At 70.7% G+C, this 18038-nt stretch carries 18 protein-coding genes and 1 pseudogene; 7 read left to right on the top strand and 12 right to left on the bottom strand.

The genetic code is table 11. The annotated features are described in order from the left end of the window. Positions 1-164: 164 nt before the first annotated feature. From cbiE to ACFPZI_RS33835, 6 genes are all read right to left on the bottom strand, one after another. Positions 165-1376 (bottom strand): precorrin-6y C5,15-methyltransferase (decarboxylating) subunit CbiE, encoded by a 1212-nt coding sequence (gene cbiE, locus ACFPZI_RS33860; protein WP_381371002.1) that lies wholly within the window; start codon positions 1374-1376, stop codon positions 165-167. Positions 1377-1531: 155 nt separating this feature from the next. Beyond that, positions 1532-2173: a GNAT family N-acetyltransferase gene (locus ACFPZI_RS33855; RefSeq protein WP_381371001.1), complete on the bottom strand. Its 642-nt coding sequence runs from the start codon at positions 2171-2173 to the stop codon at positions 1532-1534. 221 nt (positions 2174-2394) lie between these two features. Beyond that, a complete protein-coding gene (locus tag ACFPZI_RS33850; protein ID WP_381371000.1) occupies positions 2395-3222 on the bottom strand; it encodes a MetQ/NlpA family ABC transporter substrate-binding protein in 828 nt (275 codons plus the stop codon). Between the two features lie 107 nt (positions 3223-3329). Further along, entirely contained in the window at positions 3330-4079 is a 750-nt protein-coding gene (locus ACFPZI_RS33845) for a methionine ABC transporter permease (RefSeq protein ID WP_381370999.1), read from the bottom strand. Then, positions 4076-5140 carry a methionine ABC transporter ATP-binding protein gene (locus ACFPZI_RS33840; RefSeq protein WP_381370998.1) on the bottom strand — a complete coding sequence of 355 codons (1065 nt, stop codon included), beginning with the start codon at positions 5138-5140 and terminating at the stop codon, positions 4076-4078. Before ACFPZI_RS33840 ends, ACFPZI_RS33845 begins: the two co-directional genes overlap by 4 nt. Before the next feature lie 412 nt (positions 5141-5552). Then, positions 5553-6203 carry an HAD family hydrolase gene (locus ACFPZI_RS33835; protein ID WP_381370997.1) on the bottom strand — a complete coding sequence of 217 codons (651 nt, stop codon included), beginning with the start codon at positions 6201-6203 and terminating at the stop codon, positions 5553-5555. A gap of 130 nt (positions 6204-6333) precedes the next feature. On the opposite strand from ACFPZI_RS33835, the gene ACFPZI_RS33830 reads away from it, so the two are divergent. Together ACFPZI_RS33830 and ACFPZI_RS33825 are read left to right on the top strand one after the other, a co-directional pair. Next, positions 6334-6693, top strand: coding sequence for a hypothetical protein (locus ACFPZI_RS33830; RefSeq protein WP_381370996.1), 360 nt, complete (start codon positions 6334-6336; stop codon positions 6691-6693). A 1-nt stretch (position 6694) separates the two neighbouring features. Continuing rightward, positions 6695-7123, top strand: a complete 429-nt coding sequence (locus ACFPZI_RS33825; protein WP_381370995.1) for a hypothetical protein — start codon at positions 6695-6697, stop codon at positions 7121-7123. A 79-nt stretch (positions 7124-7202) separates the two neighbouring features. On the opposite strand, the gene ACFPZI_RS33820 is transcribed toward ACFPZI_RS33825, so the two are convergent. From ACFPZI_RS33820 to ACFPZI_RS33810, 3 genes are all read right to left on the bottom strand, one after another. Continuing rightward, entirely contained in the window at positions 7203-7700 is a 498-nt protein-coding gene (locus ACFPZI_RS33820) for a GNAT family N-acetyltransferase (protein ID WP_381371035.1), read from the bottom strand. 57 nt (positions 7701-7757) lie between these two features. After that, entirely contained in the window at positions 7758-8261 is a 504-nt protein-coding gene (locus tag ACFPZI_RS33815) for a sigma-70 family RNA polymerase sigma factor (protein ID WP_381370994.1), read from the bottom strand. 75 nt (positions 8262-8336) lie between these two features. Beyond that, a complete protein-coding gene (locus ACFPZI_RS33810; RefSeq protein WP_381370993.1) occupies positions 8337-9536 on the bottom strand; it encodes a glycerophosphodiester phosphodiesterase in 1200 nt (399 codons plus the stop codon). Between the two features lie 503 nt (positions 9537-10039). On the opposite strand from ACFPZI_RS33810, the gene ACFPZI_RS33805 reads away from it, so the two are divergent. Continuing rightward, a complete protein-coding gene (locus ACFPZI_RS33805) occupies positions 10040-10711 on the top strand; it encodes a lysophospholipid acyltransferase family protein (protein ID WP_381370992.1) in 672 nt (223 codons plus the stop codon). Positions 10712-10880: 169 nt separating this feature from the next. Here the strand turns inward: ACFPZI_RS33805 and ACFPZI_RS33800 are convergent, their stop codons facing one another. The 3 genes from ACFPZI_RS33800 to ACFPZI_RS33790 all read right to left on the bottom strand — a co-directional run bounded on the left by ACFPZI_RS33800 (position 10881) and on the right by ACFPZI_RS33790 (position 14660). Next, positions 10881-11852 (bottom strand): aldo/keto reductase, encoded by a 972-nt coding sequence (locus ACFPZI_RS33800; RefSeq protein ID WP_381370991.1) that lies wholly within the window; start codon positions 11850-11852, stop codon positions 10881-10883. Between the two features lie 74 nt (positions 11853-11926). Next, entirely contained in the window at positions 11927-13354 is a 1428-nt protein-coding gene (gene argH / locus ACFPZI_RS33795) for an argininosuccinate lyase (RefSeq protein ID WP_381370990.1), read from the bottom strand. Between the two features lie 112 nt (positions 13355-13466). Next, positions 13467-14660: an argininosuccinate synthase gene (locus tag ACFPZI_RS33790; protein WP_381370989.1), complete on the bottom strand. Its 1194-nt coding sequence runs from the start codon at positions 14658-14660 to the stop codon at positions 13467-13469. 305 nt (positions 14661-14965) lie between these two features. Between ACFPZI_RS33790 and ACFPZI_RS33785 the strand changes: the two genes are divergently transcribed. From ACFPZI_RS33785 to ACFPZI_RS33770, 4 genes and pseudogenes are all read left to right on the top strand, one after another. Further along, positions 14966-15412, top strand: a complete 447-nt coding sequence (locus tag ACFPZI_RS33785; protein ID WP_381370988.1) for a hypothetical protein — start codon at positions 14966-14968, stop codon at positions 15410-15412. A 134-nt stretch (positions 15413-15546) separates the two neighbouring features. Next, positions 15547-16185 (top strand): pyridoxamine 5'-phosphate oxidase family protein, encoded by a 639-nt coding sequence (locus ACFPZI_RS33780; protein WP_381370987.1) that lies wholly within the window; start codon positions 15547-15549, stop codon positions 16183-16185. Between the two features lie 161 nt (positions 16186-16346). Continuing rightward, positions 16347-17729, top strand: a complete 1383-nt coding sequence (locus ACFPZI_RS33775; protein ID WP_381370986.1) for a ferredoxin reductase family protein — start codon at positions 16347-16349, stop codon at positions 17727-17729. Positions 17730-17768: 39 nt separating this feature from the next. Further along, a pseudogene (locus ACFPZI_RS33770) lies at positions 17769-18038 on the top strand (FMN-binding protein); the annotation flags it as partial.

The raw sequence follows: 18038 nt of genomic DNA, 5'->3' as shown, positions 1-18038 counted from the left end.
TCCTTGGGTTGTGCCGTACCACACACGCCTCGGAACGGGCGTGTTTTCGGGACATTGGTCGACGAGTCGGCGGGCGTCCGAGTTGCGGTACAACGATCGGCCAGCCTACCGCGCGCAATACGACAACCCGATCGCGGGGACGGCATCGGAACAGGGCGGCGCGCTCAGGCGGTACGCGGCGGCAGTACGCCGCTGAGCAGGAACGCGACGCTCCGCTCGGTCTCCGTCCAGGCTCTGGTGTCGAGCTCGACGGACTGCAGGAGGGCACACTCGACCTGGTAGCCGTGCTCGGTCAGTTCCCGGCCGATCCGTTCGGCCGCGTCGCGAGTGGCGGCGTGCGTGACGATGCGCTGCGGGCGGCGGTCGGCCACTGCCAGGACCACGGCCGCTCCCCCGCCGCCGACCCGGACGACGTCCGGTTCGGGGAGGTCCTCCAGCGCCTGCGGGGCGGTGCCGTGCACGATCTGGAGCTGGACGCCGTGACGGCGGGCGGTGGACTCGGTGTGCGCGCAGGCCCGCGGGTCGCTGTCGACGGCGATGACCGCGGCGCCGGCCCGTGCCGCCTCGGTGGCGAAGGCACCGCTCCCACAGCCGATGTCCCACACGAGGTCGCCGAGCCTCGGTCCGAGCCGGGCTAGCTGGGAGACGCGCAGCGGTTCCTGTTCGCCCTCGCCGAGGTCGCCGCCGTAGGCGTCGGCCGGCAGCGTCCAGCCGCGCGGGCCGGCGGCGGGGTCGCGCCCGGCGATCCAGCCGCCGGACGCGGTGGTGGCGGCCTGGCCGCCGATGACGATGACGACGTTCGGGTCGCGCCAGGTGTGGTCGGCGGCCCTGTCGGAGGTGACGACGCTGACCTGCTCGCGCGCGGTGCCGAGCTCCTCGCAGATGACGAAGGTGCGGTGGACGCCCTCCATGAGCAGGCCCAGTTCGGCCGGGCCGGCGCCGGGAGACGTAAGAACCGCCACTTTGGTGTGGGCCCGGCATACATTCACCGCGCGTCGCAGGGTTCGGGGATGTGCGACCACCACGTGTGCGTCGTCCCAGGGCATGCCGGCGCGGGCGAAGGCGGCGGCAACGGAGGAGACCGCGGGGACGACCTCGACCTCGAGGCCGAACTCGGGTGCGCGCAGGGACCGTACGACGCCGAAGAAGCCCGGGTCTCCGTCGGCGAGGACCACCGCCGTGCCGCGGTGGCCGGCGATCCGGCGGGCGGCCAGAGCGGCACTGCCGAGCCGGATGCGCTCGGCACCGGCGGGTACCTCGGGAAGCTCCAGGTGGTGCGCGGCGCCTGCCACCAGGGTGGCGGCGCCCAGTGCGGCGCGGGCCGCTGCGGTCAGCGGCGAACCGTCCCAGCCGATCACCGTGACCCGGTCGGCCATCGTTGTCAGTCTCCTGGTGTGCGCGGGGCGTCTTGGGTGTGCGGGACGTGGTCGGCCGCTCCGCCCGCGGGCGGGCTTGGTGAGAGTACCCGGTACGGCCATGAACCGGGGTGACCCACCACCGGCCACCCGTCCGGGAGGGTTCCGGAAAAAAATCAGCTCCAGTCGGTGAAGGCGGTGAACTGTCCGGTGTCGGCCAGCTGTTCGGCCGAGCCCTCGAGGTCCTCCGGCAGCAGGCTCCACACGATGAAGTCGGTGCGGACGTCCGTCCAGACGCCGTCGCCGCCGCGGACGTGGGCTATACAGGCGTTGCGCAGGACGCCCTCGCTGATGCAGCCGATCTTCTGGGCGACCTGCTGCGAGGCGGTGTTGTCGGCGGCGGTGCGCAGCTCGACGCGTTCCAGCTTCTGGTCGCCGAAGAGCCACTGGGCCGTGGCCATGGCGGCCTCGGAGGCGTAGCCCTCGCCGCGCGCCCAGGGGGCGACGATGTACGAGAGTTCGGTGGACCGGACGTGCCAGTTGGTCTTGGTGAGCTGGATGATGCCCACCAGGCGCTGGGTGAGGAACTCGGTGACGACGAGGTCCAGTCCGCGTCCGGCCGCACGTTCGGCGGGTGCGTACTCGGTGACCCAGGTGCGGGCGGCCTGCTCGGTGAAGGGCTGGGGAACGTCGGTCCAGGCGGCGACCTGCTCGTCGTTCATCATCTCGGCCAGGGTGGGGACGTCGTCCGCGTCGAGGGGACGCAGCACCAACCGCTCCGTGCTGATGGAGATGTTGGGGAAGGTGCTGCTCGTCATGCGCCGCTCCGTAACCTTCGTGACCGTCGGATACCGCTGAACTGCCCAGCATGCAGCATGAAAGCACCGGACCGCACCACGGGGTCCACTCCGTGTACCGGAGTGGACCCCGAGAGTGCCGAACGGGTGCCGGGCGCGGCGCGGACGGCTGAGTGCCCCCCTCGCGCGCCCGGCCGTGTGCCCTGTGTCGGTGGTGCGCGTCGCCCGGACCGGACGACGGATCAGAAGGCGGCGACGACCGAGCCGGCGTACTTGTCGTCGATGAACTTCTTGACCTCGTCGGAGGTGAGGAGTTCGGCGAGCTTCTTCACGCGCGGGTCGTCCTCGTTGCCCTCCTTGACGGCGAGGAAGTTGGCGTGCGGGTTGCCCTCGGCGGACTCGAGGACGAGGGCGTCCTCGGCCGGCTGGAGATCGGCCCCGATGGCGTAGTTGCCGTTGACCACCGCGGCGTCGACGTCGGCCAGGGCGCGCGGCGTCTGGGCCGCCTCCAGCTCCTTGAACTTGAGCTTCTTCGGGTTCCCGGTGATGTCCGACGGGGTCGCCCCGAAGCCGACGCCGTCCTTGATCGTGATGATCTTGTTGGCGGCGAGCAGCTGCAGTGCGCGTCCCTCGTTGATGGTGTCGTTGGGGATGGCGATGGTCGCGCCGCTCTTCAGCTCGTCGGCCTCCTTGACCTTCTCGGAGTAGAGGCCGAGCGGCTCCAGGTGCACGTCGCCGGCGGGCACGATGTGGGTGCCGTTCTTCTTGTTGAAGTCGTCGAGGTACGCCTGGGTCTGGAAGTAGTTGGCGTCCACCGAGCCGTCCTCCGTGGAGGTGTTCGGCGTGACGTAGTCGGTGACTTCCTTGACCTCCAGGTCGAGCCCGGCCTTCTCGGCCAGGTTGTCCTTGACGAAGTTGAGGATCTCGGCGTGCGGCACGGGGCTCGCGGCGACGGTCAGCGGGCCGGAGGCGTCGGACCCGGACTCCTCCTCCGAGCCGCAGGCGGTGAGGCCGAGGGTGAGAGCTCCGGCGGCGAGGACGGCGGTGGTGATCTTGATGGTGTTACGCACGAAAAGTGCCTTTCCTTCAGGGTGGTACGGCCCCGACTCGGGGTGGTGCGGGGCCTTCGGGGAAGTGGGGATCAGGGGATGCGCGAAGGCTGAGGGCGGGGCCTGGGCTACCCGGCCGTGCCGGCGTCGGCCGTCGCGGTAGTCGTCGCCGGCTCCTTGGCCTTGAGCAGCCGCAGCCTCGGCCCGGAGCCCTGGCGTCCGCCCCGGTGGTGCAGGGAGCGGGCCGCGTAGTCGCCGGCGAACTGGATGAGGGAGATGACCACGGCGAGGACCGCCACGGTGATCCACATCAGTCCGGTCTCGAAGCGCTGGTAGCCGTAGCGGACGGCGAGGTCGCCGAGTCCGCCGCCGCCCACGGTGCCGGCCATCGCCGAGTAACCGATGAGGGCGACGATCGTGGTGGTGGTGCTGGCGATCAGCGAGGGCAGCGCCTCGGGCACGAGGACCCGGCGGACGATCGTCCAGGTGTTGCCGCCCATGGCCTGCACGGCCTCGACGAGCCCGTGGTCCACTTCGCGTACGGCCGTCTCGACGAGCCGCGCGAAGAAGGGGATGCCGCCGATGGCGAGCGGCACGATCGCGGCCGCGCTGCCGATGGTCGTCCCGGTGATCCAGCGGGTGAAGCTCATCAGGGCGACCATGAGGATGATGAACGGCATCGAACGGCCGACGTTCACGATCTGCCCGATGACCTTGTTCACCGGGCTGTTCTGCAGCAGTCCGCCCTTGTCGGTGAGGACCAGCAGGACGCCGATCGGGAGGCCGAGGACGACGCTGATCAGGGTCGACCAGCCGACCATGATCAGCGTCTCCCCACACGCCTGTTCCAGCAGCGGCTGCATCTGGGACCAGGTCACTTGGCCTCCTCCTTCACGAGCGCCGACGGCGCCTGATCCGCCTGCTGCGCCGGTTCCGTCTGTTCGACGCTCTCGATGTGCAGCCCTTGTTCGCGCAGGAAGCCGATCGGTACGACGTTGTCCTCGTAGCGGCCCGGGAGTTCGATGCGCATCCTGCCCACCTGGAGGCCGCCCACGGTGTCGATGGCGGCGCCGAGGATCGAGATGTCGATGTTGTAGGTGCGGGCCAGCTGGGAGATGACCGGCTGGGTCGCGCTCTCGCCCTGGAAGGTGATGTCCAGGACGGTGCGGTTGTCGCCCGAGGCGTCGCCGGCGACCGGGAACAGCGCGGAGGCCAGTTCGGAGCCGGGTGTCGCCAGGAGTTCGGTGACGGTGCCGGACTCGACGACGCGGCCGTGTTCCATCAACGCGGCCGAGTCGCAGATCGACTTCACGACGTCCATCTCGTGCGTGATGAGCAGGACGGTCAGGCCGAGCTGGCGGTTGAGGTCGCGCAGCAGCGCCAGGATGGAGCGGGTGGTCTCCGGGTCGAGGGCGCTGGTGGCCTCGTCGGACAGCAGCACCTTGGGGTCGCCGGCCAGGGCGCGGGCGATGCCGACGCGCTGCTTCTGGCCGCCGGAGAGCTGGGCGGGGTAGGCCTTGGCCTTCTCGGCGAGGCCGACCAGGTCGAGCAGTTCCAGTGCCTTGCGGGAACGTTCCTTCCCCGACCGGCCGAGGATCTCCAACGGCAGTTCGACGTTGTCCTGCACGGTGCGCGAGGAGAGCAGGTTGAAGTGCTGGAAGACCATGCCGATGCGGCTGCGGGCCTGCCGCAGTTCCCGGCCGGCCCGCGGACCACGCCCGGCCAGGGCGGTGAGGTCCTGGCCGGCGACGGTCACGGTGCCCGAGGTGGGGCGCTCCAGCAGGTTGACGCAGCGAATGAGCGAGGACTTGCCGGCGCCGGACTGGCCGATGACGCCGTAGATCTCGCCTTCGCGGACGTGCAGGTCGACGCCGTCCAGGGCGGTGACCTCGCGTCCGCGTGAGCGGTAGACCTTGGTGAGGCCCGAGGTGGTGATCACGTGGGTAACCGTCACTTTCGAGTGCGCGGCACGTCAGGGGAGCCGGGCACGAGGCATGGAGGGGCGAAGCTCAGGGGCCGGAAGCGGCACGGCCTCTCGCGAGCGGTGCGGAAGCAACCATGGAGAGACGTGCGCGCGGGGCGTGGTTCGGTGCGCATGCGGAACACGGGGGACTCACGTGCGGGTACGAACAGGCTCTCGCTTCGGGGCGCGAGGCTCAGATGCTGCAAGGGCCCTCTAGAAGGCGCACATTCGGAGCGGACACATACATCCGGCACCGAGCGGCACACGCGCCTCGGTGGCAGGGATGCGGTCGCTCGTCGTGGTCATGCGGCCAGTAAAGCAGATGTTCACTCCTGACCGGACAGGGCTGTCCATATCCCGGACAGCCGTGGACACCCGTGACCGCATGTCAGGGCCGTGCGGTGATCTCCACCCCGGCATCCGTGACCAGTACGGACAGGGCCGACAGGTCCCCGACCACGAGATCGGCGGTCAGTTCGTGGGCCTGATGGGTTGTGGCCAAAGCCACGGTGGTCATCCCGGCCGCCCGGCCCGCCTGGAGCCCGGCGGGGGCGTCCTCGAAGACGACGCAATGGGCGGGGTCGACGCCGAGGGCACGGGCGGCGAGCAGATAGGGCTCGGGGTCGGGCTTGCCCCGGGTGACATCGTCGGCGGCGACCAGGGTCTTGGGCAGGATGCCGGCGGCGGCGAGGCGGGCCTCGGCCAGCCGCCGGGTCGCGGAGGTGACGACGGCCCAGCGTTCGGCCGGCAGCGCGCCGAGGAGGTCCCAGGTGCCCGGCAGCGGGATCGCACCGCCGTTCGGCACGTCCTCCACCTCCAGGTCCTCGATCCGTGCGACGGCCTCGGGCACGACATGGGCGGGCAGCAGGTCGGCGGCTATCTCGACGGCCGGGCGGCCGTGCAGTTCGATCCGCCCGAACTCCTCGGCCGTGATCCCGTACTCGACGGCCCACCGGGTCCAGCAGCGCTGCACGGATTCGAGGGAGGAGACGAGAGTGCCGTCGTTGTCGAACAGGAGGGCTTGCGCATGGATGGTCATGCCATCGACCCTACGGCGCCCGGATCCGCGGCTGTGCCCGTACCCGGCCCCACCGCGCCCGGCCCCACCGTGCCCGTGCGCGGTGGGGCCGGGCGCGGTGGGGCCATTACGGCGTAATAAGGTCGCTGCCATGCTTGATGCCCTGACGCCGGCGACCGGCGTCGCCGCGCTGCTGCTCGCCGCCTGGTGCGGCTGGGCCGCCTACCGCGACCAGCCGACGAAGGACTGGCACTTCATCGGCATGGCCGTGGTCACCCTGCTGACACTGGTTCAGCTGGTGGTCGGGATCGTGCAGCTGGCCCGGGGCGAGGAGCCGGAGCAGGGGACGGTCATCTTCGTGGCGTACCTGCTGGGCTCGTTCGCGTGCGTTCCGGCGGCGGGCTTCATGTCACTGGCCGAGCGCACCCGGTGGGGCTCGGTCACGGTGGCCGCGAGCGGTGTCGTCCTGGCCGTGCTCGAGGTGCGGCTCCATGACATCTGGAAGGGCTGAGATGACCGCGACGGAACAGGACCCGGGGCAGAAGCCGGGCGGGACCCGGCTGATCGGCGGGCCCGGACTGCTGCTGGTGTGGCTGTACGGAGTGATGGTCGTCGGCGCCGTGTCGCGTTCCGCGTACCAGATCGCCACCGAGTTCGACCGGGCACCGCTCGCCTACTCGCTCTCGGCGATCGCCGGAGTGGTCTACGGCTTCATCACGTACACCCTGGTCCGCGGCGGGGAGACGGCCCGCAGGGCGGCGCTGGTGTGCTGCGCGGCCGAGCTGGTGGGCGTCCTGACGGTCGGCACCTGGACCCTGGTGGATCCGTCCGCCTTCCCCGACGCGACCGTGTGGTCGGACTACGGGATGGGCTACCTGTTCATCCCCGTACTGCTGCCCCTCACCGCCCTGTACTGGCTGCGTAAGGCCCGCACGGCGTAACGGGCGCGCTCCGGGCGGACGCCGGCGGACCGCGCCCCGATCGGGCGGCGGCCCCGTCGTCCGCCCGGCTCCCTCTCCATCAGGCGGTGGCCGCGTACGAATCCGTCGTCTTCTCCAGGACGATCATCGGTACGCCGTCCGCGCCCCGGGACGTCCCGACCCGCTGGTAGCCGACCTTGCTGTACAGCTGGAGGTTGCTCTCGCTGCGGTGACCGGCCTGGAGACGGAACATCCTGGCGCCCCGCTCGTCGGCGAGTGCGGACTCGGCGGCGCGCAGCAGCCGGGCCCCGATGCCGTGGCCCTGGAGGCGGGGGTGGACGCAGAGCTTACCGATGGCCGCGGCGGCGTCCTCGGTGCTCCTGCCGTGCACCGAGCCGACGACCTCGTCGCCGAGCCGGGCGACGAAGACCAGGTCGGTGCTGACCTCCTCGCGGACCGAGTCCAGACTCTGGACGAGCGGAGCGATGCGGTAGTTGCCGTACAGCGCCGCCTCGCTCTGGAAGCACAGATACTGCAACCTGAAGATCTGCTCGGCGTCCTGCTCCGTCGCCGCAGAGATGGTCACGCTCATGCCCATGTGCGCACGCCTCCCGCTCACCTGATCACCTGTGGTCCCTCACTCCTATCCCCGTCCTCACCCTGCCGCAACCTCCGGCGCGAGCAAACGACGCAGACATCCAAGACATCTGGAGCGTTCCGGACCCAGGCTGCCTTGTGAGATACCCAACTCCCCTGCGATTTCCCGGTAGGTCGAATCGTGCGGGGACAGAAGTGCCTCCAGCAGCCGGGGGCAGCGGCCGGGCAGCCGGCGCACCGCGTCCCGCAGGGCGCGGCGGCGGGCGGCGGCGAGGGCGAGGAGTTCGGGGTCACCCTCGCCGGTGCCGGAGGTGTCGGCGGGGTCATTGGCCCACGGCGTCTCGTGCCGGGCGGTGCGGCGGGTGCGGCGGGCCTCGGTTCGGACGGTCCGGCGGAGCCAGCCCGGAGGATCGTGCGGAGGGTCGTGCGCGTCGAGGCGTTCCAGGAGGAGCAGCCAGACCGTCTGTTCGAGGTCGGCGGGTTCGGCGCCGGACGCGTACGCCTCGGCGGAGGCCTCCGCGGTGAGCAGCGGACGGAGGGCGGTGACCAGGTCGTACGTCATATGCGCAACGACGCCGGCCGCCCCGGGCGGGGTTGCCGGGGACGACCGGAAATCACCCCACCGGGGCGGGACGGCTCAGCCGTTGACGAAGTCCTCGCGGGCCAGCAGCCCGGTGTCCGGGTGGTCGGTGAAGACGCCGTCGATGCCGGTGGCGAAGTAGGCCCGGAAGGCGCCGAAGACATCGCCGTAGGCGTCGGGGTCGTTGCCCTTGCGGAAGTTCGCGGGCAGGAAGGGGTTCTCGTTGCGCATCGTGTAGGGGTGCAGGATCAAGCCGGCCCGGTGCGCGTCGCGGACGAGGGTGGTGGGCCGGGTGAGGTTTCCGGCCGCGTCCTTGGGGATGACCAGGTCCAGGGTGGGACCGATGCCCTGCGCGTAGGAGGCGATCTCCTTGAGGCCCTTCGGCGTGACGAGGTCGGCCACCTTGCGCGGGTCGCCGGTCTCCACGAAGTCCCAGGGACGGCTGTTCGCACCGGAGAGCAGCACGGCGAGCGGGTTGCCGACGAGCCGGCTCATCCGCTGGATGCTGGTGGGCTCGAAGGACTGGATGATGACGGGCGAGTTCTTCTTGTCCTTGCCGTGCTTGCGCAGCAGCCGGGCGAGGAGTTCCTCGGTGCCCAGGCCCAGCTTGCGGAAGTAGGTGGGGTGCTTGAGTTCGGGGTAGATCCAGACCTGCTTGCCCCGCTTGCGGGTCTGCTCGTTCTGCCAGCGGAGCACCTCTTCGAAGGTGGGGATCTCCCAGCGGCCGTCGTAGAGGGTGTTGTGCGGGCGGTTGGCCGGAATGCGCTCGATGGCGCGGAGCCGCTTGAGTTCGGCGAGGGTGAAGTCCTCGGTGAACCAGCCGGTGACGGAGACACCGTCGAGCAGCTTCGTACGCTCGCGGTCGGCGAACTCGGGGTGGTCCGCGACATCCGTGGTGCCGCCGATCTCCGGCTCGTGCCGGCAGACGAGGTGGCCGTCCCTGGTGGGCACCAGGTCGCCGGCCTCGACGATGTCGGCGCCCAGGTCGAGGGCCAGATCGTAGGCGCCGAAGGTGTGCTCGGGCCGGTAGCCGCTGGCGCCCCGGTGGCCGATGACCGTCGGAACGGGCAGGCCCTTCAGCCCTCGTCCGCCGCCGGGCCGGGATGCGCCGGGCCGGGCCTCGGCGGCTCTCGCCGTGCCGCCCAGTCCGAGGACCGTACCGCCCGCGCCGAGCACCGCCGCGCCGAGGAGCGCGCGCCGTCCGGTCCCGCCGGTCGCCGTTTCGTCCGTCCGCTCGCCCGACTCCTGCGCTCCCATGAGGACCCTCCTGCCGTTGACCATCAGTTGCGGGGCGATCGTAGGGGCGCGTACATGACGAATGGGAGACCGCGACCGGAACACGCGGGTGATACGGGGATACGGGATGCCGCACGGGTCGGCCGCGACCCGAACGGTCCTATGGGGCACAAGATCTGACAACCCGTCGGGTTCGGGGCGCCGCACCGGGGTACTCGTACGGTCCGGAGGATCGGCGGCGCGCCTCCCGCGGGCCGCGGGTCGCGCATGGTTTCATCCGGGCCGTGCCCGAACCCCTGACCGACGGCGGTCGCACCCCGACCGGCGGCGCCGACCCTCCCGGACGCGACATGTCTCACATCCCGGCGCGCGCGTTACGGCCGCGCAACACCGTGTCACCGCAGGTGAACATGCGTAGACACCATGCAATACCTGGGTGAACCCGACGTGCGGCGACCCCTCGTCCGCGAGTAATGTCCTCACCTGCACAGACTCATACCGCATTCCCGACACCGGAGGACCCGTTGTCCCGCTTCGCGCTCATCAAGGCAGTGCTCGGCCCGGTCATGCGCCTGATGTTCCGCCCCCGGGTGGAAGGCCTGGAGCACATCCCGGGGGACGGTCCGGTGATCCTGGCGGGCAACCATCTCACCTTCATCGACTCGGTGGTCCTGCCGGTGGTCTGCGACCGTCAGGTCTTCTTCATCGGCAAGGACGAGTACGTCATCGGCAAGGGGCCCAAGGGCCGGCTGATGGCCTGGTTCTTCACCGGCGTGGGCATGATCCCGGTCGACCGCGACGGCGGCCGGGGCGGGGTCGCGGCGCTGATGACGGGCCGTCGGGTGTTGGAGGAGGGCAAGGTCTTCGGCATCTACCCGGAGGGCACCCGCTCCCCCGACGGCCGTCTCTATCGAGGCCGCACCGGTATCGCGCGGCTCACTCTGATGACGGGCGCGCCCGTCGTCCCGTTCGCCGTGATCGGCACCGACAAGCTCCAGCCGGGCGGCGCGGGCCTGCCCCGGCCGGGCAGGGTCACGGTCCGCTTCGGCGAGGCGATGGAGTTCTCCCGCTACGAGGGCATGGACCGCGACCGCTACATCCTGCGGGCCGTGACCGACTCGGTGATGACGGAGGTCATGCGCCTGTCCGGGCAGGAGTACGTGGACATGTACGCCAGCAAGGCAAAGGCGGCCTGACGTCCGACGCCCCGGAACTTCCGGCGGGGCAGGGGCGCCGCGGCATCACGGGCACCCGGCCCCGGAGGTTTCGTCGGTCTGCGTGTTTCCCTCGGTTCCGTCCTCCGGGCGCCGGCCGCACCCCAGGGACCAGGCTGCGCCGGCGGCGGCCGGCAGGGGCACGGACTCCTCAGTGCCAGGCCAGCCGTCCGCGGCGCTCCCAGTACGCGTGCGGATCCTCGGGCAGTGCGGCGAGGCGGGCAAGCTGGTCGTCGTCGAGGTCGACGGCCGCCGCGTGCAGGTTGGAGGCGAGCTGCGCGGTGGTGGCGGCGCCGGAGAGGACGACGCCCGCCCAGGGCCGGCGCAGTACGAACGCGAGGGCGACGGCGTCGCACGCCAGGCCGGTCTCCTCGGCGACGGCCCTGAGCGCGTCGGGGGCGTGGGCCGCGGCCAGCCGCCCGTTGGCCATGCCCTCCTTGACGATCACCGTGAGCCCGGCGTCGTGGGCCTCGGCCAGTGCGGGCTCGGCGGAGGTCTCCAGCGCGTTGTACGTGGACTGGACGGTACGGAACAGGGGTTCGCCGTCGACGGTGACGGCGAGCGCGGCGCGGACGGCGTCGGCCTGGGCCGGACCGCTGGTGGAGAAGCCGACCGTGAGGCCCTGGGCCGCCGCCTCGGCGAGCCGGACGTGGAGGTCCTTGTCGGTGAGAGCAGGGCTCTCGGGGGTCACCGAATGGATCTGGTAGAGGTCGAGCCGGTCCCCGAGCAGCGCGTCGGACTCGGCGCGCTGCCGCTCGTAGGCGGCGAGGGAGTGATCCTTGATCTCGTGGTGCTCGGCGTCGGTGGACCAGTCGGCGGTGTACGTGTAGCCCCATTTGCTGCCGATGACGACGTCGTCGGCGTCGGGCCGCTTCGTCAGCCAGTCGGCGAGGAACTCCTCGGACCTGCCGTACGAGCGGGCCGCGTCGAAGTAGCGGACGCCCTGGGCATAGGCGGCGTCGAGGAGGTCGTGGGTACGGGTGCGCAGGGCCTCGACGCTGCGGTCGGCGCCGAGGTCGTCGTCACGGCCCAGGTTGATGTAGCCGGGACGGCCGACGGCGGCGAGTCCCAGGCCGATGTGACAGGTGGGGGTGGTGGCCGAAGCCAGTGTGGCGAAGGGCATCGGGGCTCCGTTCGGTCGGCTCCTTGCGGCTGCCGGACCAACCTAACCCGCGATGCCCTGCGGCACCTGATCCCTTACTTCCTGGCGTTCGCCCACGCGTGCTGGGCGGCCAGGTCCGTCCTGAGCTCGGCGAGCTGGACGGCGACCGCGCTCGGTGCCGTGCCGCCGCGGCCGTCGCGGGAGGCGAGGGCGCCAGGGACGTTGAGGACCGTGCGCACCTCGGGGGTGAGGTGGGCGGAGATCTTCACGAACTGCTCGTCGGTCAGCTCGTCGAGCTCCTTGCCCTCGGCCTCGGCGGTCTTGACGCACTCGCCGGCGACCTCGTGCGCGACGCGGAACGGCACACCCTGCTTGACCAGCCACTCGGCGATGTCGGTGGCCAGCGAGAACCCGGCCGGGGCCAGCTCCTCCATGCGCTCACGGTGCACGGTGAGGGTGGCCATCATCCCGGTGAAGGCCGGCAGCAGGATCTCCAGCTGGTCGATGGAGTCGAAGACCGGCTCCTTGTCCTCCTGGAGGTCGCGGTTGTACGCGAGCGGGAGGGCCTTGAGGGTGGCCATCAGGCCGGTCAGGTTGCCGATCAGCCGGCCCGACTTGCCGCGCGCCAGCTCCGCGATGTCCGGGTTCTTCTTCTGCGGCATGATCGAGGAGCCGGTGGAAAAGGCGTCGTGCAGGGTCACGAAGGAGAACTCCTTCGTGTTCCAGATGATGACCTCCTCGGCGATCCGGGAGAGGTTCACGCCGATCATCGCGGTGATGAAGGCGAACTCGGCGACGAAGTCCCTCGATGCCGTGCCGTCGATGGAGTTGGCCGCGCTGCCGTGCTCGAAGCCGAGGTCGCGGGCCACCGCCTCGGGGTCCAGGCCGAGGCTGCTGCCGGCCAGTGCGCCCGAACCGTAGGGCGAGACCGCGGTCCGCTCGTCCCACTGGCGCAGCCGCTCGGCGTCCCGGGACAGTGCCTGGACGTGGGCGAGGACATGGTGGGCGAAGAGCACCGGCTGGGCGTGCTGGAGGTGGGTGCGGCCGGGCATCGCCACGTCCGAATGGGCCTCGGCGAGACCGACGAGGGCGTCCTGGAGCTCGGCGATCAGACCGCCGAGCGTACGGGCGTGATCCCGCAGGTACATCCGGAACAGGGTCGCGACCTGGTCGTTCCTCGACCGCCCGGCGCGCAGTTTGCCGCCGAGGTCGGGGCCGAGCCGCTCCAGCAGGCCGCGCTCCAGGGCGGTGTGCACGTCCTCGTCGGCGATGGTGCCGGTGAACGAGCCGTCGGCGACGTCCGCCTCCAGCCGGTCGAGGCCCTCGATCATGCGGGTGAGCTCGTCCTCGGTGAGCAGGCCCGCCCCGTGCAGCACGCGCGCGTGGGCACGCGAACCGGCGATGTCGTAGGGCGCGAGCCGCCAGTCGAAATGGACGGACGCGGACAGCTTGGCCAGGGCCTCGGCGGGACCGTCGGCGAAACGGCCGCCCCAGAGCCGTACGTCACCGCTGTTGCTGCTCACTTGCGTTACTCCTCGAAGACAGGCAGGTCATGGATGTGCCACCGCCTCCTCACTCAGGCGCAGGAGAGTGAGGAGGCGGTGTCAGATTAGTGCGTGCCGGGTCGTCAGCCGGTCAGGCGAGGTCGCGCTTGGCGGCGATCTTCGACGACAGGCTGTAGATGTCGATGAAGCCCTTGGCCGCCGCCTGGTCGAACGTGTCGCCGGTGTCGTAGGTGGCGAGGTTGAAGTCGTACAGGGACGACTCGGAGCGCCGGCCGGTGACGACGGCCCGCCCGCCGTGCAGGGTCATCCGGACGTCGCCGTTGACGTGCTGGTTGGCCTCGGTGATGAAGCCGTCCAGGGCGCGCTTGAGCGGGGAGAACCACTGGCCGTCGTAGACCAGTTCGCCCCAGCGCTGCTCGACCTGCCGCTTGTAGCGGGCGAGTTCGCGCTCGACGGTGACGTTCTCCAGCTCCTGGTGGGCCGTGATCAGCGCGATGGCGCCGGGAGCCTCGTACACCTCGCGGGACTTGATGCCGACGAGGCGGTCCTCGACCATGTCGATCCGGCCGACGCCCTGGGCACCCGCGCGCTCGTTGAGCTGCTGGATGGCCTGGAGGACGGTGACGGGCCTGCCGTCGACGGCGACCGGCACGCCCGCCTTGAAGGTGATGACGACCTCGTCGGCCTCGCGCGCCACGGCGGGGTTCTGCGTGTACTCGTAGACGTCCTCGATCGGCGCGTTCCAGATGTCCTCGAGGAAGCCGGTCTCGACGGCGCGGCCGAACACGTTCTGGTCGATGGAGTACGGCGACTTCTTCGTGGTCGCGATCGGCAGGCCCTTGGCCTCGCAGAAGGCGATGGCCTTGTCGCGGGTCATGGCGTAGTCACGGACCGGGGCGATGCACTTCAGGTCGGGAGCGAGGGCGACGATGCCGGCCTCGAAGCGGACCTGGTCGTTGCCCTTGCCGGTGCAGCCGTGGGCGACGGTGCCGGCGCCGTGCTTCTGCGCGGTGGCGACGAGGTGCTTGACGATCGTCGGCCGGGACAGCGCGGAGACCAGCGGGTAGCGGTCCATGTAGAGGGCGTTGGCCTTGATCGCCGGGAGGCAGTACTCGTCGGCGAATTCGTCCTTGGCGTCCGCGACCTCGGCCTCGACGGCACCGCAGGCGAGCGCGCGCTTGCGGATGACGTCCAGGTCCTCGCCGCCCTGGCCGACGTCGACCGCAACGGCGATGACCTCAGCGCCCGTCTCCTCGGCGATCCAGCCGATGGCGACGGAGGTGTCCAGACCGCCCGAATAGGCGAGTACGACGCGCTCGGTCACGGGCTTCTCCTTACAGTGCATTCGCTGATATGCATGAGTATGCAGGAGGATGCATGATTCGTCAATCTGGCCCCATCCGGAGGGCCCGCCTCCCTCGGGGAGGCGATTTCGTACGGAGTGTGCGGAATCCTTCACGCGGAGGGTGCGGAGTCCGGGGTTGATTCGACGTGCGGGTGAACGCGGGTAATCGCTTTCCCGTACCTCCCGCAGGACGCAGGCGCCGCGTCGGCGCAGCCGAGCCCTCCCCCCACGGGCTCTCCCCCCACGCAACCCCGAACCGCCCCCGACCCGAGGGAGGCATTCACATGTCCAGGGCCCTTCCGAATTACAACAAGCGTCGCGTCGGTTTCATCGGCGGCGCCGCCGCGGTGGCGCTGTCCGGTGCGGTGATCGCCGGATCCGCCCTCGCCGGCGAGTCCTCCGACAGCAACGACGCGAACGCCCGGACGCTCGCGGGACCCGGCACGATCAGCTGCCCCGACGTCGCCGCGGAGCTTCCCGCGACCCCCGCCTCCGCCCAGGCCGAGGTCGACCGCAACCTCGGCCAACTCGACACCCAGATCACCGAGGCCAACCAGCGACTCGTCGACACCGTCGGCCAGGGCGGACCCGACTTCGTCCAGAACGCCGTCCTCGGCCCTCTGGAGGACAAGCGCGTCGCCGCCATCGACCGCATCGCCACCGCCATCGGCCGCACCGCCGAACGCCCCGCCGGACTCGACTCCCTGGCCGCCTGCACGTTCACGAAGTGACGTGACAGGCGCCGTGGCCGCCCCGCATCACGCCGGCCGGGGCGGCCACGGGCGGGGCCCGGCTCCGCCCGGAACCCGTGCCGGCCGTCAATATCCTTAGACGGGCGAACGAACCGCGTCCATACTCTGTGGACATGGGAAAGACCTATGAGCGCATAGACGGCCGCCTGCGCACGTTCATCGAGGCGCAGCCGGTCTTCTTCACCGCCACCGCACCCCTGTCCGCCGACGGTACGGTCAACCTCTCGCCCAAGGGCCTCACGGGGTCCTTCGCGGTCCTCGACGAACTCACCGTGGCCTACCTCGACTTCGCCGGTTCCAACGCCGAGACCATCGCCCATCTCCGGGAGAACGGCCGCATCACCCTGATGTGGTGCGCCTTCCAGGGGCCGCCCAACATCGTGCGCGTGCACGGCCGCGGTGAGTCCGTCTTCCGGGACGACCCGCGCTTCCCGGAGCTGCTCGCCCGCTTCCCCGGCATCGATCCGACAGTCCACGGCCTGCGCGCGGTCGTCGTCGTGACCGCCGACCTCATCCGCGACACCTGCGGCTACGCCGTCCCCTTCATGGCGTACGAGGGGGACCGCGACCTGCACGGGAAGCGGTTCGCGCGCGAGGACGACGCCTCGCTGGACGCGTACTTCACCAAGAAGGAACACATCGCGACAAGCCTCGACGGCCTCCCCGGGCTGCCCCTGCCCCTGCCCCCGGTCCCGGTCCCGGTCCCGCAGCATCCGGCGTCCCCGGAGGCCGCGGCCCAGGACGTGCCTTAGGGCCTCTCGTTGGGATCATGCCGGGCTCGCCGGGTCCGGCATGATCCCAACAAAAGACCCCAGGCCTGTTGCGAAAGTCCGTCCCGCCTTCGGGTATCGCTGAACGCTCCCGTGTCACGGCACGTATGTGTGGGCCAAGGGCCAAGTCCCACGGAGGAACCGTGACCACCACGCTCGCAGGCGGACGTGCCGCCCGCCGCCAGACGATGCGCCGCATCCGTCCGCGCCGCTCCCCCGCCGTGCCCCTGCTGCTCGCCGTGGGGGCGGGCGCGGTGGCCGTGCTGTGGTTGTGGTGGAACAACACGCCGTCCATCTCGGACACCACCGGCCGGATCATCGCCGCGGGCCGCATCACCGGTCTCCTGGCCGGCTATCTGATGGCCCTCGTGGTGCTGCAGATGGCCCGGGTGCCCGCGCTGGAACGCCGGGTGGGCTCGGACCGGGTCGCCCGCTGGCACGCGATGAGCGGGCGCTACACCGTCAGCCTGGTCATCGCCCATGTCTTCCTCATCATGTGGGGCTACGCCCTCCAGGCGGGCAAGAGCCTCGGCGACATCGTCCAGCAGACGATCACCTCGGTCGAGCAGCTGCCGGACATGGGCAAGGCCGCCATCGGCACGGGTCTGCTGTTCGTGATCGCCTTCCTCTCGATCGGCCCGGTCCGCCGCCGGCTGCCGTACGACAGCTGGTACCACGTGCACCTGCTGACGTACGCGGCGCTGTACCTGACGTTCTGGCACCAGATCACCACCGGCAACGAGTTCGCCGTGGAGCCGTCCGCGAAGACCTTCTGGTACGGGCTCTACGGCGTCGTCACCGCGCTGGTCCTCTGGTACCGGGTGCTCACCCCGATCCGGCTGAACCTGCGTCACCGGATGCGGGTCGAGGCGGTCATCGAGGAGACGCCGGGCATCGTGTCGGTGCTGATCGGCGGGCGCAAGCTGCACCGGATCGGCGCCGAGGCGGGGCAGTTCTTCCGCTGGCGGTTCCTGGCCCCGGGGATGCGGTTCAGTTCCCACCCGTACTCGCTGTCGGCGGCGCCCCGTCCCGACATGCTGCGGATCACGGTGAAGGCGATCGGCGACCACACCTCCCGGCTGCGCGAGCTGGAGCCCGGCACCCGGGTGTGGGCGGAGGGCCCCTACGGGGCGCTGACCGCCCAGCGCCGCAGCCGCGGCAAGGTGCTGCTGGTCGCCGGTGGCGTGGGCATCACGCCGATGCGGGCCCTGTTCGAGACGCTGCCCGGCGCCTCCGGCGACATCACCCTGCTCTACCGGGCCAACACCACGCAGGACCTGGCCCTGTGGAACGAGCTGGCCAAGATCGCCGACGAGCGCGGCGCCCGCCTGATGTACGCGGTGAACAGCCCCGAGGGGGAGCGCCCCGACATCTCCGCGGACAGCCTGCGCCGCAAGATTCCCGATATCGACGACCACGACGTCTTCATGTGCGGCCCGCCCGGGTTCGCCCAGTCGGTCTACGACGCACTGCGCGGCGCCGGGGTCCCCGCCCGCCGTATCCACCACGAGTCGTTCGAGATGTGAGCGACGGGTCATCCACACCCATCAGGAGCTTGAAAAACGATGAGGAAGAGTCACCCCGTCCGGCGTGCCGTGCTGGCCACCGCCGCCACCGTCTCCGGGATCGTGCTGCTGCTGACGCTGAAGCCCGGTTCCGACCAGGGCTCGGCGGACGCGGCCGGCGGCGCGGTCCCGCCCGCGGCCGCGCAGTCCCCGCAGGGCGGCGCCCAGACCATCGCGAACGGCACGGTCACCGGTGACGCGGCCGACACCCAGTACGGCGCGGTGCAGGTACGCCTGACGGTGAGCGGCGGAAAGATCACCGAGGCCGAG

Source organism: Streptomyces chlorus (assembly GCF_042655885.1).
In the GTDB taxonomy this organism is placed as follows: Bacteria; Actinomycetota; Actinomycetes; order Streptomycetales; family Streptomycetaceae; genus Streptomyces; species Streptomyces chlorus.
Note: the sequence above shows the minus strand (reverse complement) of the source record. Positions and strands in the feature narration are given on the sequence as shown.

What these genes read in the sequence shown, in the direction of transcription:
- cbiE (WP_381371002.1), bottom strand. Translation starts at nt 1,376, where the DNA reads ATGGCCGACCGGGTCACGGTGATCGGCTGGGACGGTTCGCCGCTGACC.
- ACFPZI_RS33855 (WP_381371001.1), bottom strand. Translation starts at nt 2,173, where the DNA reads ATGACGAGCAGCACCTTCCCCAACATCTCCATCAGCACGGAGCGGTTG.
- ACFPZI_RS33835 (WP_381370997.1), bottom strand. Translation starts at nt 6,203, where the DNA reads ATGACCATCCATGCGCAAGCCCTCCTGTTCGACAACGACGGCACTCTC.
- ACFPZI_RS33830 (WP_381370996.1), top strand. Translation starts at nt 6,334, where the DNA reads ATGCTTGATGCCCTGACGCCGGCGACCGGCGTCGCCGCGCTGCTGCTC.
- ACFPZI_RS33825 (WP_381370995.1), top strand. Translation starts at nt 6,695, where the DNA reads ATGACCGCGACGGAACAGGACCCGGGGCAGAAGCCGGGCGGGACCCGG.
- ACFPZI_RS33820 (WP_381371035.1), bottom strand. Translation starts at nt 7,700, where the DNA reads ATGGGCATGAGCGTGACCATCTCTGCGGCGACGGAGCAGGACGCCGAG.
- ACFPZI_RS33815 (WP_381370994.1), bottom strand. Translation starts at nt 8,261, where the DNA reads ATGACGTACGACCTGGTCACCGCCCTCCGTCCGCTGCTCACCGCGGAG.
- ACFPZI_RS33810 (WP_381370993.1), bottom strand. Translation starts at nt 9,536, where the DNA reads ATGGGAGCGCAGGAGTCGGGCGAGCGGACGGACGAAACGGCGACCGGC.
- ACFPZI_RS33800 (WP_381370991.1), bottom strand. Translation starts at nt 11,852, where the DNA reads ATGCCCTTCGCCACACTGGCTTCGGCCACCACCCCCACCTGTCACATC.
- ACFPZI_RS33785 (WP_381370988.1), top strand. Translation starts at nt 14,966, where the DNA reads ATGTCCAGGGCCCTTCCGAATTACAACAAGCGTCGCGTCGGTTTCATC.
- ACFPZI_RS33780 (WP_381370987.1), top strand. Translation starts at nt 15,547, where the DNA reads ATGGGAAAGACCTATGAGCGCATAGACGGCCGCCTGCGCACGTTCATC.